This window comes from Nonomuraea helvata, from assembly GCF_039535785.1.
Classification (GTDB): Bacteria; Actinomycetota; Actinomycetes; order Streptosporangiales; family Streptosporangiaceae; genus Nonomuraea; species Nonomuraea helvata.
Genome location: NZ_BAAAXV010000009.1, coordinates 310,884 through 328,511, shown reverse-complemented (window position 1 = coordinate 328,511; position 17,628 = coordinate 310,884). Strand labels below are relative to the sequence as shown.

Annotated in this window: 17 protein-coding genes; 12 read left to right on the top strand and 5 right to left on the bottom strand. The window is 69.8% G+C overall.

Going from position 1 to position 17,628, the window contains the following annotated elements; genetic code table 11:
* Positions 1 to 11: 11 nt before the first annotated feature.
* From ABD830_RS34090 to ABD830_RS34080, 3 genes are all read left to right on the top strand, one after another.
* A complete protein-coding gene (locus ABD830_RS34090; RefSeq protein WP_344996899.1) occupies positions 12 to 788 on the top strand; it encodes an ABC transporter ATP-binding protein in 777 nt (258 codons plus the stop codon).
* The gene (locus ABD830_RS34085) at positions 785 to 2,344 is read left to right on the top strand and encodes a hypothetical protein (RefSeq protein WP_344996895.1); all 1,560 of its coding nucleotides are present in this window, start codon (positions 785 to 787) and stop codon (positions 2,342 to 2,344) included. Before ABD830_RS34090 ends, ABD830_RS34085 begins: the two co-directional genes overlap by 4 nt.
* A 65-nt stretch (positions 2,345 to 2,409) precedes the next feature.
* Positions 2,410 to 5,031, top strand: coding sequence for a phosphoenolpyruvate carboxylase (locus ABD830_RS34080; RefSeq protein ID WP_344996892.1), 2,622 nt, complete (start codon positions 2,410 to 2,412; stop codon positions 5,029 to 5,031).
* A gap of 156 nt (positions 5,032 to 5,187) precedes the next feature.
* Here the strand turns inward: ABD830_RS34080 and ABD830_RS34075 are convergent, their stop codons facing one another.
* The 3 genes from ABD830_RS34075 to ABD830_RS34065 form a co-directional block, all read right to left on the bottom strand.
* On the bottom strand, positions 5,188 to 6,270 hold the full coding sequence (locus ABD830_RS34075) for an epoxide hydrolase family protein (RefSeq protein ID WP_344996889.1): 1,083 nt from the start codon (positions 6,268 to 6,270) through the stop codon (positions 5,188 to 5,190).
* A 65-nt stretch (positions 6,271 to 6,335) separates the two neighbouring features.
* Positions 6,336 to 7,178: a formate dehydrogenase accessory sulfurtransferase FdhD gene (fdhD, locus tag ABD830_RS34070; protein WP_344996886.1), complete on the bottom strand. Its 843-nt coding sequence runs from the start codon at positions 7,176 to 7,178 to the stop codon at positions 6,336 to 6,338.
* Positions 7,175 to 9,379, bottom strand: a complete 2,205-nt coding sequence (locus ABD830_RS34065) for an FdhF/YdeP family oxidoreductase (protein WP_344996883.1) — start codon at positions 9,377 to 9,379, stop codon at positions 7,175 to 7,177. Before ABD830_RS34065 ends, fdhD begins: the two co-directional genes overlap by 4 nt.
* A gap of 35 nt (positions 9,380 to 9,414) precedes the next feature.
* Between ABD830_RS34065 and ABD830_RS34060 the strand changes: the two genes are divergently transcribed.
* The 7 genes from ABD830_RS34060 to bfr all read left to right on the top strand — a co-directional run bounded on the left by ABD830_RS34060 (position 9,415) and on the right by bfr (position 14,261).
* Positions 9,415 to 10,236, top strand: coding sequence for a biotin--[acetyl-CoA-carboxylase] ligase (locus ABD830_RS34060; protein ID WP_344996880.1), 822 nt, complete (start codon positions 9,415 to 9,417; stop codon positions 10,234 to 10,236).
* Between the two features lie 39 nt (positions 10,237 to 10,275).
* Positions 10,276 to 10,788, top strand: a complete 513-nt coding sequence (locus ABD830_RS34055) for a PH domain-containing protein (protein WP_344996877.1) — start codon at positions 10,276 to 10,278, stop codon at positions 10,786 to 10,788.
* Positions 10,789 to 10,791: 3 nt separating this feature from the next.
* Complete coding sequence (locus ABD830_RS34050) at positions 10,792 to 11,760, top strand: adenylate/guanylate cyclase domain-containing protein (protein WP_344996874.1); 969 nt, start codon at positions 10,792 to 10,794, stop codon at positions 11,758 to 11,760.
* A 15-nt stretch (positions 11,761 to 11,775) separates the two neighbouring features.
* Positions 11,776 to 12,861 (top strand): S-(hydroxymethyl)mycothiol dehydrogenase, encoded by a 1,086-nt coding sequence (locus tag ABD830_RS34045; protein ID WP_344996868.1) that lies wholly within the window; start codon positions 11,776 to 11,778, stop codon positions 12,859 to 12,861.
* Positions 12,862 to 13,482 (top strand): MBL fold metallo-hydrolase, encoded by a 621-nt coding sequence (locus tag ABD830_RS34040; RefSeq protein ID WP_344996866.1) that lies wholly within the window; start codon positions 12,862 to 12,864, stop codon positions 13,480 to 13,482.
* A gap of 101 nt (positions 13,483 to 13,583) precedes the next feature.
* Positions 13,584 to 13,760, top strand: a complete 177-nt coding sequence (locus ABD830_RS34035; protein WP_345002194.1) for a (2Fe-2S)-binding protein — start codon at positions 13,584 to 13,586, stop codon at positions 13,758 to 13,760.
* Between the two features lie 15 nt (positions 13,761 to 13,775).
* Positions 13,776 to 14,261, top strand: coding sequence for a bacterioferritin (gene bfr / locus ABD830_RS34030; RefSeq protein ID WP_344996864.1), 486 nt, complete (start codon positions 13,776 to 13,778; stop codon positions 14,259 to 14,261).
* 45 nt (positions 14,262 to 14,306) lie between these two features.
* Here bfr and ABD830_RS34025 read toward each other — a convergent pair whose 3' ends face one another.
* Complete coding sequence (locus ABD830_RS34025; protein WP_344996861.1) at positions 14,307 to 14,783, bottom strand: RICIN domain-containing protein; 477 nt, start codon at positions 14,781 to 14,783, stop codon at positions 14,307 to 14,309.
* Between the two features lie 260 nt (positions 14,784 to 15,043).
* Here ABD830_RS34025 and ABD830_RS34020 point away from each other — a divergent pair, with 260 nt between their 5' ends.
* The gene (locus ABD830_RS34020) at positions 15,044 to 15,712 is read left to right on the top strand and encodes a response regulator transcription factor (protein WP_012888073.1); all 669 of its coding nucleotides are present in this window, start codon (positions 15,044 to 15,046) and stop codon (positions 15,710 to 15,712) included.
* A gap of 3 nt (positions 15,713 to 15,715) precedes the next feature.
* Positions 15,716 to 16,996: an ATP-binding protein gene (locus tag ABD830_RS34015; RefSeq protein WP_344996858.1), complete on the top strand. Its 1,281-nt coding sequence runs from the start codon at positions 15,716 to 15,718 to the stop codon at positions 16,994 to 16,996.
* Here the strand turns inward: ABD830_RS34015 and ABD830_RS34010 are convergent.
* Positions 16,980 to 17,462, bottom strand: a complete 483-nt coding sequence (locus ABD830_RS34010; RefSeq protein WP_344996855.1) for a GtrA family protein — start codon at positions 17,460 to 17,462, stop codon at positions 16,980 to 16,982. The genes ABD830_RS34015 and ABD830_RS34010 overlap by 17 nt on opposite strands.
* Positions 17,463 to 17,628 lie beyond the last annotated feature (166 nt).

Below are 17,628 nucleotides of genomic sequence, written 5' to 3'. Positions count from 1 at the left end.
GAGTTGATTCCATGACGGACGCGGTTCGCACGCAGGGGCTGTTCAAGCGGTACGGGCCGCAGGTCGCCGTGGCGGGCGTCGATCTCGTGGTCCCGGCGGGCAGTTTCGCCGGGCTCGTCGGGCCCAACGGCGCGGGCAAGACCACCACACTGAGCATGATCACCGGTCTGCTCCGTCCCGACGGCGGCTCGGCCGAGATCGACGGGTTCGATGTCTGGCGCGACCCCGTCGAGGTCAAGACCCGCATCGGCGTGCTGCCGGAGGGGCTGCGGCTGTTCGAGCGCCTGTCGGGCCGCGAGCTGCTCCTCTACAACGGCCGGCTGCGCGGCATCCCCAAGGCCGACGTCGAGCAGCGCGCGAGCGAGCTGCTGGCCGTGATGGACCTGGACGGCGCGGCCGACAAGCTGGTCGTCGACTACTCCACCGGCATGCGCAAGAAGATCGGCCTGGCCGCCGCGCTCCTGCACAACCCGTCGGTGCTCTTCCTCGACGAGCCGTTCGAGGGCGTCGACCCGGTCAGCGCCAACACCCTCACCGACGTGCTGCGGCGCTTCACCGCGTCCGGCTCGACCGTGATCTTCTCCAGCCACGTGATGGACCTGGTCGAGCGGCTGTGCGACTGGGTGTCGGTGATGAGCGCCGGCCACATCGTGGCTCAGGGGCCGCTGGCGGACGTACGCGGCGGGCGCAGTCTCAACCAGGCGTTCCTGGAGCTGGTCGGCGGTCCCCGCGGCCACGGCGAGGCCGGTCTGACCTGGCTCGGCGCCAGGCCGGAGGAACAGCGATGAGCACGGTCGCCCTCTTCGCCCAGCTCAAGCTCCGGTTATTGGCCGGCAACCTGCGCGGCGACGTCCAGCGCAAGCTCGGCTTCGTCTTCACCCTGATCGCCGCCGTCGGCCTGGCCGCGCTCGGCTTCCTCCTGATGAGCCTGCTCCGCCTGGCGAGCCACGACATCGCCGCCCAGCTCGTGATCATCGCGTTCACGATGTTCCTCATCAGCTGGATGATCGTGCCGCTGCTCGCGTTCGGCCTGGACGACACGCTCGACCCGGCGAAGCTGTCGCTGCTCCCGCTGCGCACGCGCGAGCTGGCGATCGGCCTGTTCACCGCGTCCGTGACCGGCGTCTGGCCGGCGGCCATGCTGATCGTCACGGCGGGCGCGCTGGTCGGCCTGGCGAACGGCGTCGGCGGCGTGCTGCTCGGGGTGCCGGCCGTGCTGCTGCAGTTCGCGCTCTGCGTGGTGACGTCGCGGCTGATCACCACCTCGCTCTCCGGCGCGCTGCGCAGCCGGCGCGGCCGCGACGTGCTGGCCGTGGCCGCGCTGCTCGTGGTGGTGCTCGCGCAGCTGCCCAACCTCGTGATGAACCGGGGGCTCGGCGACCCGGCGGCGATGATGGCCGGTGTGGCGGCCGTGTTCAGGTGGACCCCGCCGGGCATGGCCGCGCACGCGATGGCGGACGGCGGCCTCGTGGGGCTGGCCGAGCTGGCGTTCGTCGCCGTGCTCGTGGTGGCGCTCGGCTGGCTGTGGATCAAGGCGCTGAGCAGGGCCCTCGTCACGCCCGACGTCTCCACCCAGGGCGCCTCCGTACGCAAGGAGAGCGGTCTGACCGACCGGCTCCTGCCGGACGGGCCGCTGGCGGCCGTGGTGACCAAGGAGCTGAAGTACATCAGGCGTGAGCCCAGGTCCCGCGTCGGCTGGTTCAGCGCGATCGTGGTGACCGCCGTGCTGGCGTTCTCGTTCACCAGGAACAGCGGGAGCGGGGAAGGGGCGTCGATCGTGATCACCTCCCTCGGCGCCCTGATGATCGCGCTGCAGTCGGGCAACGCGTTCGGCATCGACGGCCGCTCGCTGTGGATGAACGCCGTCGCGTTCGGCTCCGAACGCGGCCTGGGCATCGACCTGGCCGGCCGCCACCTGGCCAACGCGCTGATCGCCGTGCCGCTGCTCGGCGTGATCGCGGTCGCCACCAGCCTGTTCACCGGCCATCCCGCCTCGATCGTCCCCGCGGCCCTGGCCGGATGGGGCGCGCTCGGGGTCGGGCTCGGCGTCGGCTCCGTGACGAGCGTGGTGGTGCCGTACACGGTGCCCGAGCGCATGAACGCCTTCAGCAGCGCCGCGCCCGGGCAGGGCGGGCAGGCGTTCGCCTCGGCCCTGGCGGCCACGGCCGGCATCGCTCTGCTGTCGCTGCCGTTCGTGGTGCCGCTGGTGCTCGGCTGGTTCTGGGTGTGCGCGCTGGCGCCGTTCTACGGACTGCTGGTCGAGACACTCGGCAGGCGGCTGGCCGCCAAGCTCGGATTCGCCAAGATGCCGGAGCTGCTGGGGGCTGTTTCCAAAGGTAGTTGAGTGGTCTAGTCCAATGGGCGAGACCGGTCTACGGCTTCCCAGAACGAGTCGATACCCTTCAAAACATGATTGACCAGGGGTTCGAGCGTCGCAGCGCCGCCGTTACCGAGATGCCGGACGAGCTACGCCATGATGTGCGCCTGCTGGGCAAACTGCTCGGCCAGGTGCTTGCCGAGCAGGGCGGTGAGGACCTGCTGGCAGACGTCGAACGGCTGCGCAAGGCCGTCATCACAGCACGCAGAGGCGAGATCTCCGCCGACGAGATCACCGCCATGGTCGAAGGTTGGGAGATCGAGCGGGCGGTGGCCGTCGCCCGCGCGTTCACCTGCTATTTCCACTTGGCCAACCTCGCCGAGGAGCACTACCGCATCCGCACGCTGCGCGAGCGTGACGCCGAGGGCAAGGTGCAGCGCGAGTCGCTGGCCCAGGCCGTGCAGCAGCTGGGCCACGAGCGCGTCACCGAGCTGCTCGAGGGCCTGGAGCTGCACCCGGTGCTCACCGCGCACCCCACCGAGGCACGCAGGCGCGCGGTCGTGACCGCCATCCAGCGCATCAGCGGCCAGCTCACCGAGTACAACGCGCCGGGCCGGGGCGCCTCCGAGCGCTCCGAGAGCAAGCGCCGCCTGCTGGAGGAGATCGACCTCCTGTGGCGCACGGCCCAGCTCCGCTCGACCAAGCTCGACCCGCTCGACGAGGTACGCACGGCCATGGCGGCCTTCGACGAGACGTTGTTCCGCATGGTGCCCCAGGTCTACCGCTCGCTGGACGCCGCGCTCGACGAGCACACCGGCACCCGCCCGCCGCAGGCCAGGCCCTTCATCCGGTACGGCAGCTGGATCGGCGGCGACCGCGACGGCAACCCCAATGTCACGGCCAGGGTGACCCGCGAGACCATCCAGATCCAGTCCGAGCACGTGCTGTCGGCCCTTGAGACCGCCTGCGCGCGCATCGCCCGCACGCTGACCGCCTCCGTCCAGCTCGCCCCGCCGTCGTCCGGGCTGAAGTCGGCGCTGGCCGCCGCCGTGGACGCCTACCCCGACGTGGTCTCCGAGCTGGCCACCCGCTCGCCGCGCGAGCCGCACCGGCAGTGGCTGCTGTTCGTGGCCACGCGCATCGCCGCCACCCGCCGCCGCGACCTCGACCTCGCCTACCGCTCGCCCGCCGAGCTGCTGGCCGATCTCCGCCTGGCGCAGGAGTCGCTGGCCGGCTCCACGCCGCGGCAGGCGTACGGGGAGCTGCAGCACCTCATCTGGCAGGTGGAGACGTTCGGCTTCCACCTGGCCGAGCTGGAGGTGCGCCAGCACTCCCAGGTGCACGCGGCGGCCCTGGAGGAGGTCAGGGCCGGCGGCGAGCTGTCGGAGCGCACCGAGGAGGTGCTGGCCACGATCCGGGTCATCGCCTGGATCCAGGAGAGGTTCGGCGTCACGGCCTGCTCCCGTTACGTGGTCTCGTTCACCCGCTCGGCCGACGACCTCGCCGCCGTCTACGAGCTGGCCAGGCACGCGCTCGGCGACCGGGCTCCCGTGCTCGACGTGGTGCCGCTGTTCGAGTCGGGCCAGGACCTCGCCAATTCGCCGGACGTGCTGACCGGCATGCTCGAGATCCCGGAGGTGCAGGCGCGGCTGGCGACCACCGGGCGGCGCATGGAGATCATGCTGGGCTACTCCGACTCGGCCAAGGAGCTCGGTCCCGCCGCCGCCACGCTCCGGCTCTACGAGGCGCAGGAGGAGCTGACCGCCTGGGCGGCCAAGCACGACGTGAAGCTCCGCATGTTCCACGGCCGCGGCGGCGCGCTCGGGCGCGGCGGCGGCCCGGCCAACCGAGCGGTGCTGGCACAGGCGCCCGGCTCGGTCGCGGGCCGGTTCAAGGTCACCGAGCAGGGCGAGGTCATCTTCGCCCGCTACGGCCACATCGCGATCGCCCGCCGCCACATGGAGCAGGTGGCCAACGCCGTGCTGCTGGCCTCCTCGCCCACCGTCGGCGACCGTACGGCGGCCGCCGCCGAGCGCTTCCGCGGCCTGGCCGAGCAGGTGGCCACGGCGTCGGAGCAGGCGTACCGCGCGCTGACCGAGGCCCCTGGCTTCCCCGAGTGGTTCGGGCTGGTCAGCCCGCTGGAGGAGATCGGCACGCTCCGCCTGGGCTCGCGCCCCGCGCGCCGCGGCCTCGGCGCGCCCCGCTCGCTCGACGACCTGCGGGCGATCCCGTGGGTGTTCGCGTGGGCGCAGACGCGGGTCAACCTGCCCGGCTGGTACGGCCTCGGCACCGGCCTGGCCTCGGTCGGCTCCCTCGACGAGCTGCGTGCGGCGTACGCGGAGTGGCCGCTGTTCAACGCGATGCTCGACAACGCGGAGATGTCGCTGGCCAAGACCGACCGCTCGATCGCCAAGCGCTACCTGGCGCTCGGCGGCCGGGAGGACTTCAGCCGGCAGGTGCTGGAGGAGTACGACCGGACCCGCGAGCTGGTGCTGCAGGTCACGGGCCACACGCGGCTGCTGGAGAACCGCAAGGTGCTCTCGCGCGCCGTCCAGCTCCGCGACCCGTACGTGGACGCGCTGTCGCACCTGCAGCTGCGGGCCCTGCGCGCGCTGCGCACCGGCAACCCGTCGGAGCAGGAGCGCGAGCGCCTGTCCACACTCCTGCTGCTGTCGGTCAACGGCGTCGCGGCGGGCCTCCAGAACACCGGCTGACCCGCCCGCCAAGGCCCTCGCGCCGCCGCCCGTCGGCCGAAGGGGATGGGTGGCGGCGCACCGCCCCCTTCGCCCTTCGGCCGGGCCCAGTGCATCGTCTTCCCCAAGGGACCCCAGCCGAAGTGCGGTGGGTCCAGGAGGAGCGGGGGAAGGGGGCTACTGACCGAGGCCCTTGAAGAAGGCGACGATGTCGGACGCGACGACCTCGGGCGCGGTGTGCGCGGCGTAGTGCCCGTGCACCGGGGCCGGCAGCGTCTTCCACGACACGATGTTGGCGTGGTCGCGCTCGGCGAAGCGGCGGATCGACTTGAAGTCGCCCTCGCTCATCGCCAGTGCCGTCGGCACGGTGGTGGGCTCCTTGGGCTGCTCCATGCGGGCGTTCTCCCAGTACTGCCGGATCGCCGACCCGGCCGTCCCGGTGAACCAGTGGATCGAGGCGTTGGTCAGGACGAAGTCGTCGTCCAGGTCCTCGTCGAAGAGCTGGGCCAGCCAGCCGAGCAGCCCGGCGGGGGAGTCGGCGATGGCGTGGGCGAGGGTCTGCGGCTGCTGGGAGTGCAGCACGTTGAAGGCGCCCTTCTCCTTCCAGAACCAGTCGAGCACGGCCAGGCCCGCCTGATCCTCCTCGCTCAGGTCCGCGAACTCGGCCGGGTCGCCTGAGGGGAACGAGAACAGCTGGGTGACGTGCACGCCCACGACATGCTCCGGGTCGAACCTGCCGACCTCGGGCGAGATCATCGAGCCGCCGTCGTTCCCGACCGCGCCGTAGCGCTCGTAGCCCAACCGGGCCATCAGCTCGGCCCACGCCCTGGCGATGCGCTGGTTGTTCCACCCCAGCTCGTGCGTGGGGCCGGAGAATGCGTAGCCGGGCACCGACGGGATGACCAGGTGGAAGTGGCGCGACAGGGGCTCGATGGCGTCGAGGTACTCGACGAGGGTGCCGGGCCAGCCGTGGGTGAGGATCAGCGCCAGCGCGTCGGGGTTCTCGTTGCGTACGTGGATGAAGTGGATGTTCTGCCCGTCGATCTCCGTGGTGAACTGCGGGTACGCGTTGAGCCTGGCCTCCTGCGCCCGCCAGTCGAACCCGTCGCGCCAGTAGCCGACCAGGCGCTTCACCCGCTCGACGCTGACGCCCTGGTCGGCGCCGGCGATCTCGTCCGTGAAGCGGGTCAGGGCGAGGCGGGCCTGGAGGTCATCGAGGTCGGTCTGCGGGATCTCGATGCGGAAGGGGCGGATGCTCACGGGAAGCTCCTCTTTGAAGCAGGGGAACGGTTCGTTCTGTTCCAAGAATAGCAGAACGGAACGATTCATTCCACAACAATCCGCTCCGCGCCCGCGTAGATGTTGCAGCGCTCGCCCCGCAGGAAGCCCACCAGCGTCATGCCGAACTCCCTCGCCAGGTCGACCGCCAATGACGACGGCGCCGACACGGCGCACACGACCGGGATGCCCGCCGCCAGGGCCTTCTGCATGATCTCGTAGCTGGTCCTCCCGCTGACCATGAGCACGTGCTCGGCCAGCGGCAGCCGTTCGCTCAGCGCCGCCCAGCCGGCCAGCTTGTCCACCGCGTTGTGCCGCCCCACGTCCTCCCGCAGCGCCACCAGCTCCCCGGCGGCCGAGAACAGCCCGGCCGCGTGCAGCCCGCCCGTCTTGCCGAACCCGCCCTGCGCCTTCCTCAGCCGGTCGGGGAGGGCGTACAGGAACTCGGGGGTGAGCTTCAGCGGGCCCCTGGGAACCGGCTCGCAGCGGTCGTGCAGCACCTCGAGGCCGGCCGAGCCGCAGACGCCGCAGGCGCTCGAGGTGAGGAAGTGGCGGTCGAGAGCGGGCAGGTCGGGGATGGGGCCGTGCAGGCGCACCGTCACGGTGTTGTAGCGGGCCTCGGGCGGGACGTCCTCGTCGACGCAGTACGCGATGGCCGCGATCCCGCCGGGGCCGACCAGGCCCTCGCCGTGCAGGAACCCGGCGGCCAGCTCGAAGTCGTGCCCGGGGGTGCGCATGGTGATGGCCACGGTCTTGCGCGTGCCGTCGGCGGCGGTGAGGCGGATCTCCAGCGGCTCCTCCGTGGCCAGGTCGTCGCGGCGCTGCCTGGCGGTGGAGCCGGAGAGCTCGGTGATCCTGATGCGGCTGGTTGGCCCCAGGCGTGTCGTCACAGGGGCCGCACAGTGACGAGGGCGTTGTAGTCGGGGATCCGCGCGTCGGGCGAGCGGCGGGCCTCGTCCAGCAGGACGTTGCCCTCCGGCCAGTGGATCTGCAGGTTGCCCGGCATCAGCGGGGCCCGCAGGACCTTGCCCCGGTAGGCGCGTTCGCCGGAGCGAAGCTCGACGGGGGCGCCGTCGGGCAGGCCGAGGCGGTCGGCGTCGTACTCGCTCATCAGCACGGCCTCGCGCGGCGCGCCGTTGAAGCCGTCGCGGCGCTCGTGGACCATGCTGTTGAACTGCTTGCCGCGCCTGGTCGCCACCATGAACGTGCCGTCGGGGCGCTCCAGCGCGGGCAGCCTGACGGCGGAGAACCTGCCCAGCCCGTCGGGGGTCTGGAAGCGGCCGTCGGCGAACAGGTGGCGCCCGCCGTACTGGACGTTGTCGCCGAACCTCCGCAGGCCGGCGATGCCCTGGTAGAAGGGGACCGCCTGTTCGATCTCGGCGCGGATCTGTGGGGTGCCGGTGAAGCCAACTTTTGCCGAAATTTCGGGACGTGTGCGGGCGGCCAGCTCCGTGAAGATCTTCCACTCCGGCCACGCCTCGCCGATCCGCGGCCCCTCGACCTCGGGGGAGAAGATGACCCGCCGCTCGGTGGAGGTCTCGGTCACGCCGCCGACCATCTCGTAGCGGGTCTGCGCGGGCAGCAGCAGCACGTCGCCCTCACCCGGCACCAGCATCTGCGACGACAGCACGATGTCGATGTGCACCCGGAGCCTGAGGCGCGACAGGGCCTCGCGGCAGTAGGCCGGGTCGGGCAGGACCTCCAGGAAGTTGCCGCCGCTTGACACCAGCGCGTCGAGATCGCCGGTGTGTGCGGCGTCGATCATGTCGGTCGCGGTCAGGCCGGGCGTGTCCGGGACCTCAAATCCCCACATATCAGTAAATTTCGTGGCATTTTCTGGCGTGATCGGCAGGCCGCCGGGCAGCCCGGTCGCGTACGCGCCCATCTCCGCCCCGCCCTGCACGCCGCTGTGCCCCCTGATCGGCATCAGCCCGCACTTGTCGCGCCCCACGAAGCCCCTGGCCAGCGCCAGGTTCACGATCGAGCGGACGTTGTCCTCGCCGTACGTGTGCTGCGTGATGCCCATCGACCACACCAGCACCGCCGACTTCGCCTCGCCCAGCAGCCTGGCCAGGCGGTACATGTCATCCCTGGACGCCCCCGAAAGCGCCTCCAGCTCCTCCCACGACTGGCCCGCGAGCTCGGCGCGCAGCTCCTCGAAGCCCGACGTCCGCCGGTCGACGAACTCCTTGTCCACCCAGCCGTTCTCGATCAGGTGCTTGAGCACGCCGTTGAGGAAGCCGATGTCGCCGCCCACGTTCACGCCGAAGAAAGCGTCGGTGATCTTCGTGCCGAACAGCGCGGACTCGGCGTTCGACGGGACCCAGTACTTGTCCATGCCGGGCTCGCGGTAGGCGTTGACCATCGCGATCCGCGTGCCCGCCTTCTTGGCGTGGTAGAGGTACTTCATCGCGACCGGCTGGTTGTTCGACGGGTTCGAGCCGATGAACACGATCAGGTCGGAGCCGATCCAGTCGGCGTACGAGCAGGTGGTGGCCGCGGCGCCGATGGTCTGCTTCAGCGCCACCGTCGAGGGCGAGTGGCAGATCCGCGCCGCGTTGTCGATGCTGTTGGTGCCGAGCGCGCGCACGGCCTTCTGGGCCGCGTAGTAGTTCTCGTTCGGCATGCCGCGGCTGGTCAGATAGGCGCCGAAGCGCGCGTCACGCAGGCCGTCGGCGGCGACGCGCAGCGCCTCGTCCCAGCTGATCCGGGTGAAGCCGGGCTCGCCCCGCCTGCGGAGCATCGGGTACGGCAACCGCCCCAGCTCGCGGAGCTCGGCGCTCTTCTTGCCCGCGAGCCCCGAGACGTCGCCCAAAAGGGACGTGTCCAGGGCGGGCATGGTGTTCAGGGGCAGCAGCCGCAGCCGGATGTTGCACAGATGGATCTCGTCCATGGTCCAGTCACGCATGCCCTGGGTGCCCAGCGCGCACCCGTCACAGGTGCCCTGGTTGAGTATTCGCCAGGCATAGCGCCGGTTGCCCTTGACCGACTTGAACGCCTTCCAGAGCTCCAGATAGTTGTTCGGCTTGCGCAACCCGATGCCGAACGGCCGCCAGGAGGCCCAGTTACGCGGATCCAAAGGCTTGCTCATCTCTCCATCCTCCTCTTGCCTGCCAAGATAGGGGGATGTCCGGCTCACGCTATTCCGACCTCGAACGCCCGCCGCTCTCCGAGGCCGCGCTCAACCGCGCGCTCGTGCACCCCGGCTCCCTGTGGACGGGCGTCACCGTCGTGGAGAGCACCGGCTCCACCAACGCCGACCTCGCCGCCTCCGCCCTCGGCGGCGCCGGTGAGGGGACGGTGCTGGTGGCGGAGTCGCAGCTCGCGGGCCGCGGCCGGCTCGGGCGCAGCTGGTCGGCGCCGCCGCGTTCCGGCCTGACGTTCTCGATCCTGCTCAGGCCGCGGCCGCCGATCGCCACGCAGGGCTGGCTGCCCCTCCTGTACGGCGTCGCCGCCGCCTCGGCGGTGCGCCGCGTGGCAGAGGTGGACGTGCGGCTCAAGTGGCCCAACGACCTGCTGATCGGCGAGCGCAAGCTGGCCGGCATCCTGGCCGAGCGGGCCGACGACGCCGTCGTCGTCGGCATGGGGCTGAACGTGTCGCTCACGCGGGAGGAGCTGCCCACCGGGACGGCCACGTCACTGGCCGTCGAGAAGGCCGCGTGCGTCGACCGGGACCCGCTGCTCAGGGCCGTGCTCAGGGAGGTCGAGAGCCACTACAGGGAGTGGACGGCGGCCGACGGCGATCCGGAGGCGTCGGGGCTGCGCTCGGCGTACCTGGCGGTCAGCGCCACGATCGGGCGGCGGGTCAGGGTGGAGCTGCCCAACGGGCAGGCGCTGACCGGGCTCGCCACGGGGATCGACCTGTCCGGGCATCTGCAGGTGGAGTCGGAGGGCGAGCGCTACACGCTGAGCGCTGGAGATGTCGTACATGTAAGGACAGCGGAATGAACGTGGCCGCCGGGCGGCGATGATGGGACGATTTGGGCCATGACCCTTCCCGACCACCATCTGACGCAGGGTGAGCAGCGCGTCAGATCCTTCCACCCCCACTGGAAGCGGCTCATCGGCCCCTTCTTCGCGCTGGTCCTCGTCGTCGGGGCAGTCGGCGCGGCGCTGTTCCTCATCCCCGGCGAGTGGGAGTACGCCTTCTACGCCAGGATCGCCGCCGTCGTCATCGGCCTCATCCTGCTGACGATCTACACGCTCGTGCCGTACCTGCGCTGGGTGAACACCGGCTACGTGCTCACCACCCACCGCTTCACGATCAGCATGGGCGTGCTCAACAAGTCGACCGACGAGATCCCGATCGCCAAGGTCAACACGGTCAGCTCCGACCAGACGTTCCCCGAACGCCTGCTCGGCTGCGGCACGCTGACCGTCGAGTCCGCGGGCGACCGGGGCGAGATCGTGCTGCGTGACATCCCGAGGATCCAGGACGTCCGTACCGACCTGTTCAGGCTCGTCGAGGACGCCTCCGACGGCGACATCGACGGTCACTGACAGGTGAGCAGCCCGAGCCGCGGCAGGCCGACCGCCGAGGAGATCGAGCGGTTGCTCGTCGGCGCGTCGCCCCGCTTCACAAAAGATCAGGTCACCGCCGAAGCAGGAGTGCCTCAGGAGCTCGCCGAGCGCATCTGGCGGGCGCTCGGGTTCGCGCAGCGGGCCGACGAGGCAGTGACGTTCACCGACGCCGACCTCCAGGCGCTGCGGCGGGTGCGCGGGATGCTCGACAGCGGCCTCATCGACGAGCAGACGGTCATCCGCATGGCCCGGGCGCTCGGCCAGACCACGGCCAGGCTGGCGCAGTGGCAGGCCGAGATCATCATCGGCGCGATGCTGCCGCAGGAGCCCTCGGAGGACGACCTCGCCCACGTGCTCGACGCAGCGCTGGAGCTGATGCCCGGCTTCGAGGACGTGCTGATCCACGTCTGGCGGGCCCAGCTCGCCGCCGCGGGCACCCGGCTGCTGGCCATCGCCGACGGCAACGACGAGCTGGTGCCGACCCGGGTGTCGATGGCGGTGGGGTTCGCGGATCTGGTGTCGTTCACCAGGCGTTCCCGCGAGCTCGACGAGAAGGAGCTGGCCGAGCTGGTCGAGGGGTTCGAGGCGCTCGCCTCCGACGTGGTGGCCTCCCACGGCGCCCGGCTGGTCAAGACGCTGGGCGACGAGGTGCTGTTCACCGCCCCGACCGCGGCCCAGGCGGCGGAGATCGCGCTCGAGCTGGCCGAGTCGGGCGTCGAGCTGCGCGTCGGCATGGCGTACGGGCCCGTGCTGCCCATGCTGGGCGACGTCTTCGGCACCACCGTCAACCTGGCCGCCAGGCTCACCGCCATCGCCAGGCCGGGCACGATCCTGGCGGACTCGTCGCTGGCCGAGGGGCTCGACGGGTTCGAGTTGCACAAGATCAGACGTCGTCCCGCGAGGGGGCTCGGCGTGGTACAGCCCTACGTCTTGCGGAGACCATCCTCCTGACACAAGATGGCTGCCATGCCGTACGAAGTGCAGGGCGTCATCGCCCGAGCCAAGGGCCAGGAAGTTTCCCTAGAGACGGTCGTGGTGCCGGACCCCGGTCCAGGCGAGGCCGTCGTCAACGTGCAGGCCTGCGGGGTCTGCCACACCGACCTGCACTATCGCGAGGGCGGGATCAACGACGACTTCCCGTTCCTGCTCGGGCACGAGGCGGCGGGCGTCGTCGAGGCGGTCGGCCCCGGCGTCACCGACGTGGCCCCCGGCGACTTCGTGATACTCAACTGGCGCGCGGTGTGCGGGCAGTGCCGCGCCTGCCTGCGCGGCCGCCCCTGGTACTGCTTCAACACCCACAACGCCACCCAGAAGATGACGCTCAAGGACGGCACGGAGCTCTCCCCGGCGCTGGGCATCGGCGCGTTCCTGGAGAAGACGCTGGTCGCCGCAGGGCAGTGCACCAAGGTCTCCGCCGAGGCGCCCGCGAAGGTGGCGGGGCTGCTGGGCTGCGGCGTCATGGCGGGTCTCGGCGCCGCGATCAACACCGGCGGGGTGAGCCGGGGCGACTCCGTCGCCGTCATCGGCTGCGGCGGCGTGGGGAACGCCGCGATCCTCGGCGCCGCGCTGGCCGGCGCCTCGAAGATCATCGCGGTGGACGTGGACGACCGCAAGCTGGCCTGGGCGCGCGACTTCGGCGCCACCCACACCGTCAACTCCCGCGAGAACGACCCGGTGGCGGCGATCCGGGACCTGACCGGCGGGTTCGGCGCCGACGTGGTCGTCGAGGCCGTGGGCCGGCCGGAGACGTACGAGCAGGCCTTCTACGCCCGCGACCTGGCCGGCACGGTCGTCCTGGTCGGCGTCCCCACCCCTGAGATGAAGCTCGAGCTCCCGCTCCTCGACGTCTTCGGCCGCGGCGGCTCGCTCAAGTCCTCCTGGTACGGCGACTGCCTGCCCTCGCGTGACTTCCCGATGCTCATCGACCTGTTCCTGCAGGACAGGCTGCCGCTGGACAGGTTCGTCACCGAGACGATCGTGCTCGACCAGGTCGAGGAGGCGTTCGCGAAGATGCACCGCGGCGAGGTGCTGCGCTCGGTGGTGAAGTTCTAGATGATCGACAGAGTCGTCACCTCGGGCACGTTCTCGCTGGACGGCGGCACCTGGGACGTCGACAACAACGTCTGGCTGGTCGGCGACGCCCGCGAGGTCCTCATCATCGACGCCGCGCACGACGCCGGGCGGATCGCCGAGCGGGTGGGCGGGCGCACGGTCAAGGCCGTCGTGTGCACCCATGCGCACAACGACCACATCAACGCCGCCAAGCCGCTCGCCGACCGCACCGGCGCGCCGATCCGGCTCCACCCCGCCGACCAGGTGCTGTGGGAGCAGCAGTACAGCGACGCGGTGCCGTACGAGCCGCTGGCCGACGGGGACAAGATCGAGGTGGGCGGGATCGCGCTGGAGGTGCTCCACACGCCGGGCCACTCGCCCGGGGCGGTGTGCCTGTACGCGCCGGACCTCGGTGCCCTGTTCAGCGGCGACACGCTCTTCAAGGGCGGGCCCGGGGCGACCGGCCGGTCGTACAGCTCGTTCGACACGATCATCGAGTCGATCCGGGAGCGGCTGCTGACGCTGCCTCCCGAGACCGTCGTGCACACGGGACACGGCGACTCGACCACGATCGGCGCGGAGGGCCCTCACCTGGAGGAATGGATCACCCGGGGTGGATAGCAGAGTGTGGCCTAGCTAACGTAGGCAAGCCTTACCAAAGTGAGCTACCTTAGGTGTGCCTAACCTTTGTTGTTGCTGCTTGTCGAGAGGCCTGCCACCGGATGTACGTGTGCATTTGTCGTGCTGTGACGGAGAACGAGGTGCACGACTGCATCGCTGCCGGGGCCAAGAGCGCGAAGCAGATTCGCGACACTACAGGTGCTGGTGGGGACTGTGCCCGATGTGTACGGAAGATCTGTGCAATGCTGAAAAGGTCTGAAGAACTGACGACCGCATAGCAAGGGGCCCGTTTCATGCAGGGCGACAAGCAGATCATCGAGTTGCTCAACGAACAGCTGACCGCCGAGCTCACCGCGATCAACCAGTACTTCCTCCACGCCAAGATGCAGGAGAACTGGGGATACACCAAACTCGCCGAGCACACCCGCGCGGAGTCGATCGACGAGATGCGCCACGCCGAGCGCCTCACCGATCGCATCCTCTTCCTCGAAGGCCTGCCCAATTACCAGCGTCTGGGGACCCTGCACATCGGGCAGACCGTCGAGGAGCAGCTCAGGGCGGACCTTGAGGTCGAGCTCTCCGTCGTGCAGCGCCTGCGCCCGGCGATCGCGCTCATGCGCGAGAAGGGCGACATCACCTCGGCCCGGATCTTCGAGGAGATCCTGGAGGACGAGGAATCGCACATCGACTACCTGGAGACGGAGCTCAGCCTCATCCGGAGCCTGGGTGAGCAGCTGTACCTGGCCCGCTACGCCGAGCCGCCGTCGTCCGACGACTGACCACGGCCATCGGGTGGGCTTGCCGGAGCCCACCCGGAGCCGGCTCTAGCGCATGATCCAGCTCTGGTCGGTGATGTTCCGGCAGGTCCACTGGATGATCCACTTGCCCGGCTTGCGCTCGCCCTTGCCGACGGCCAGGCACATCCCGGTGGCCTGGTTCCGCAGGTGCTGGTTGTCGTAGATCCACTCCTGCTCGGCCCCGCCGTCGGTGCACGGCCACTGGATCGCGTACTTGCCCTTGACCTGGACGCCACGCGCGATCGCCAGGCACATGCCGGTCTTGGCGTTGACGAGCTTGCGGCCCTTGTAGATCCACTGCTGGTCCTTGTTGGTGGAGCACGTCCACTGGATGACCTTCTTGCCGGCCTTCACCTCGCTCTTGCCCACGGCCAGACAGAGCCCGGTGGCGGCGTTCATCAAGCGCGATCTGCTGCTCGCCGCGGAGGCTGGAGCGGCGGCCAGGGACAGCGCCACGGCGGCGGTGGCGGTGACGGCGAGGAGTTTCTTGGAGATTGCGACCACGTCTATGACCTTTCTGCGAACTGTTGATCACTGAGACGCGCGCAATTCCCTTTTTGTTCTGATCGGCCGCGGAGCGTTGCTCATGGCGCGGAACGGGAATGCCATGATCGGTGCCTCTCGGCTGGCGCTCCAACAGCGGTAATTTAATCCGGACTAACCGATATTTAGCCGCGTTTGCCCAGGTCAATGGATAGGTCAACGACGAGTCAAACCCGGCGCTGTGCCCGGGAAACGATCGCCTAAGGTCCTACGATCGCTTCATGACCTGCGTACTTCTCGCCGAGGATGACACCTCGATCTCGGAGCCGCTCGCGCGTGCGCTACGCCGCGAGGGCTACCAGGTTGAGGTGAGCCCCGACGGCCCGCAAGCCCTGGAGCGTGCTCTGTCGGGCGGCATCGACCTCATCGTACTTGATCTTGGATTGCCCGAAATGGACGGGCTGGAGGTGGCCCGCCGGATCCGGGCCGAGGGGCACGGCACCCCTGTTCTCATACTCACCGCCCGCGTCGACGAGGTCGACACGGTCGTCGGACTCGACGCCGGCGCGGACGACTACGTGACCAAACCGTTCAGGCTGGCCGAGCTGCTCGCCCGGGTACGGGCGCTGCTTCGCCGCGGGACCTCCGAGACTCCCGTCGTCCAGGGCGTGCGCATCGACGCCGATTCGCGTCGTGCGTGGATGGGAGACAAGGAGCTGCACCTGACGACCAAGGAGTTCGACCTCCTGCGTGTGCTCGTACGTGACGCCGGAAAGGTCGTCACCCGCGAGCAGATCATGCGCGAGGTCTGGGACACGAACTGGTGGGGTTCGACCAAGACACTCGACATGCACATCTCCTGGCTGCGTCGCAAGCTCGGCGACGATGCCGCGAAGCCCCGTTACATCACCACCGTCCGGGGAGTCGGCTTCCGGTTCGAGCGCGAGTAGGAGATGCGCCGCCGACTGCTCTCCTCCACGCTGCTGGTCGCGGTCATCGCGGTCCTGCTGCTGGGGGTCCCCCTGGGCGTCGTCGTCAGCCGCCTCATCGTCGACGAGGCGGCTCAGGAGCTCGGGGCGGAGGCCAAGCGCCTCGTGGGAGAGGTCGAGTATGCCCGTGTTCAGGAGACACCACTCGACCCTCAGCAGCTGGAACAGAAATATCCGGGCCGGTACATACAGATATGGGAGCGCGGAACCCCCCTCCGGGTGACCGTGGTCGGCACCGCTCCGCCGTCCGGTCACCTCATGACAGAGGACGCGCAGACCAACACCGGCGTCTACGTCCGGATAAGTCGCGACAGGGACAAGGTCGAGCAGGATGTGCGGGCTCGCCTCATGCTCATCGTCGCCCTGGCAGGTGCCGCCCTTGCGGTGGCCGTGAGCCTGGCCGTCGTACAGTCCCGGAGGCTGACGCTGCCCCTGCAGGACCTGGCGAAGATCGCCGAACGGCTGGGGTCGGGCGACGCGCGGCCGAGCAAACACCGGTACGGCATACCTGAGCTGGACCGGGTGGCACAGGTGCTCGACCGCAGCGCCACCCGCATCTCCGACCTGCTCACGCGCGAGCGCGAGTTCGCCACCGACGCCTCCCACCAGCTCCGCACGCCCTTGACCGGTCTCACCATGCGCCTTGAGGAGATCGTGTCCGCCGCGAACGAGCCCGAAGTCGTACGCGAGGAGGGCGAGGCGGCGATCGTACAGGCGGAGCGGCTCACCGCCGTGATCGACGAGCTGCTGGCCGCGGCCCGGCGTCAGCGCCACGCCCAGGCCGAGCCGATCGCCGTCGACGAGGTCCTCATCCAGCAGGTCAGGGAGTGGGAGCCGGTGTTCAGGGACGCCGGCCGCATCCTGCGCCTGGAGGGCGGGCGCGGGCTGAAGGCGATGGCCACCACCGGCGGATTCGGCCAGGTGATCGCCTCCCTGCTGGAGAACTCACTGCGCCACGGCGGCGGCGCCGTCACCGTCACCGTCACCAGCGGCGACAACTACGTGGTGATCGAGGTGGCCGACGAGGGCCCGGGGATCGCCGACGAGATAGCACCCAAGATCTTCGAGCGGAACGTCAGCGGCGGCGGAGGCACCGGCCTGGGCCTGACGCTCGCCCGCGCGCTGGCCGCCGCCGACGGCGGCCGGTTGGAGCTGATACGGCGCCGCCCCGCCACGTTCGCCATCTTCCTGCGCCCGGCGGAGGACGACGGCAGCAGGAACCGGGTGGTCAGCGGTCCTGCTTGACCCCGGCCTCGGGCAGCTCCACCGGGATCGGCTCGGTGGCCTCCAGGAACACCCACTTCTTGTACGACCAGTAACGGAAGAGCGTGCCGAGCCCGACGCCCACGATGTTGGCGATGTTGAAGCTGAGCGGGTCGTCCAGGCCCAGCGTGTAGGTGGTGAAGCCGATCGCCAGCATGCCGAACAGCAGTGCGATGCCGTTGAGCAGGAAGAACAGGAAGTATTCGCGCCCCAGCCCGTTCTGCTCGCGGTGCCGGAAGGTCCAGTAGCGGTTGCCGAGGTAGGCGAACGTCGTGGAGACCGTCGTCGCCACGACCTTCGACGTCAGCGGGCCCCAGTCCAGCACGACGTTGCAGAGGTTGAGCAGGCCGAAGTCGATCAGGAAGGCGATGGCCCCGATGCTGCCGAACTTGGCGAGCTCGTAGACCAGCGAGGCGAACCGCTCATAGAGGCGTCCAACGAAATTCACGTCTCCGCTCGGTCCCTTCCTTCGCTGTGCCGGATCCTCTCAGCGTACCGGTCAGGATGTAGGGTCGATATCAGCCTCGCGAACATCCTGCTTAGAAATACCGCTTTATGCCCCGGCATTACGAAAGATGGGCATTACGCTACGTTGCATCCTCCCGCGCCATCCG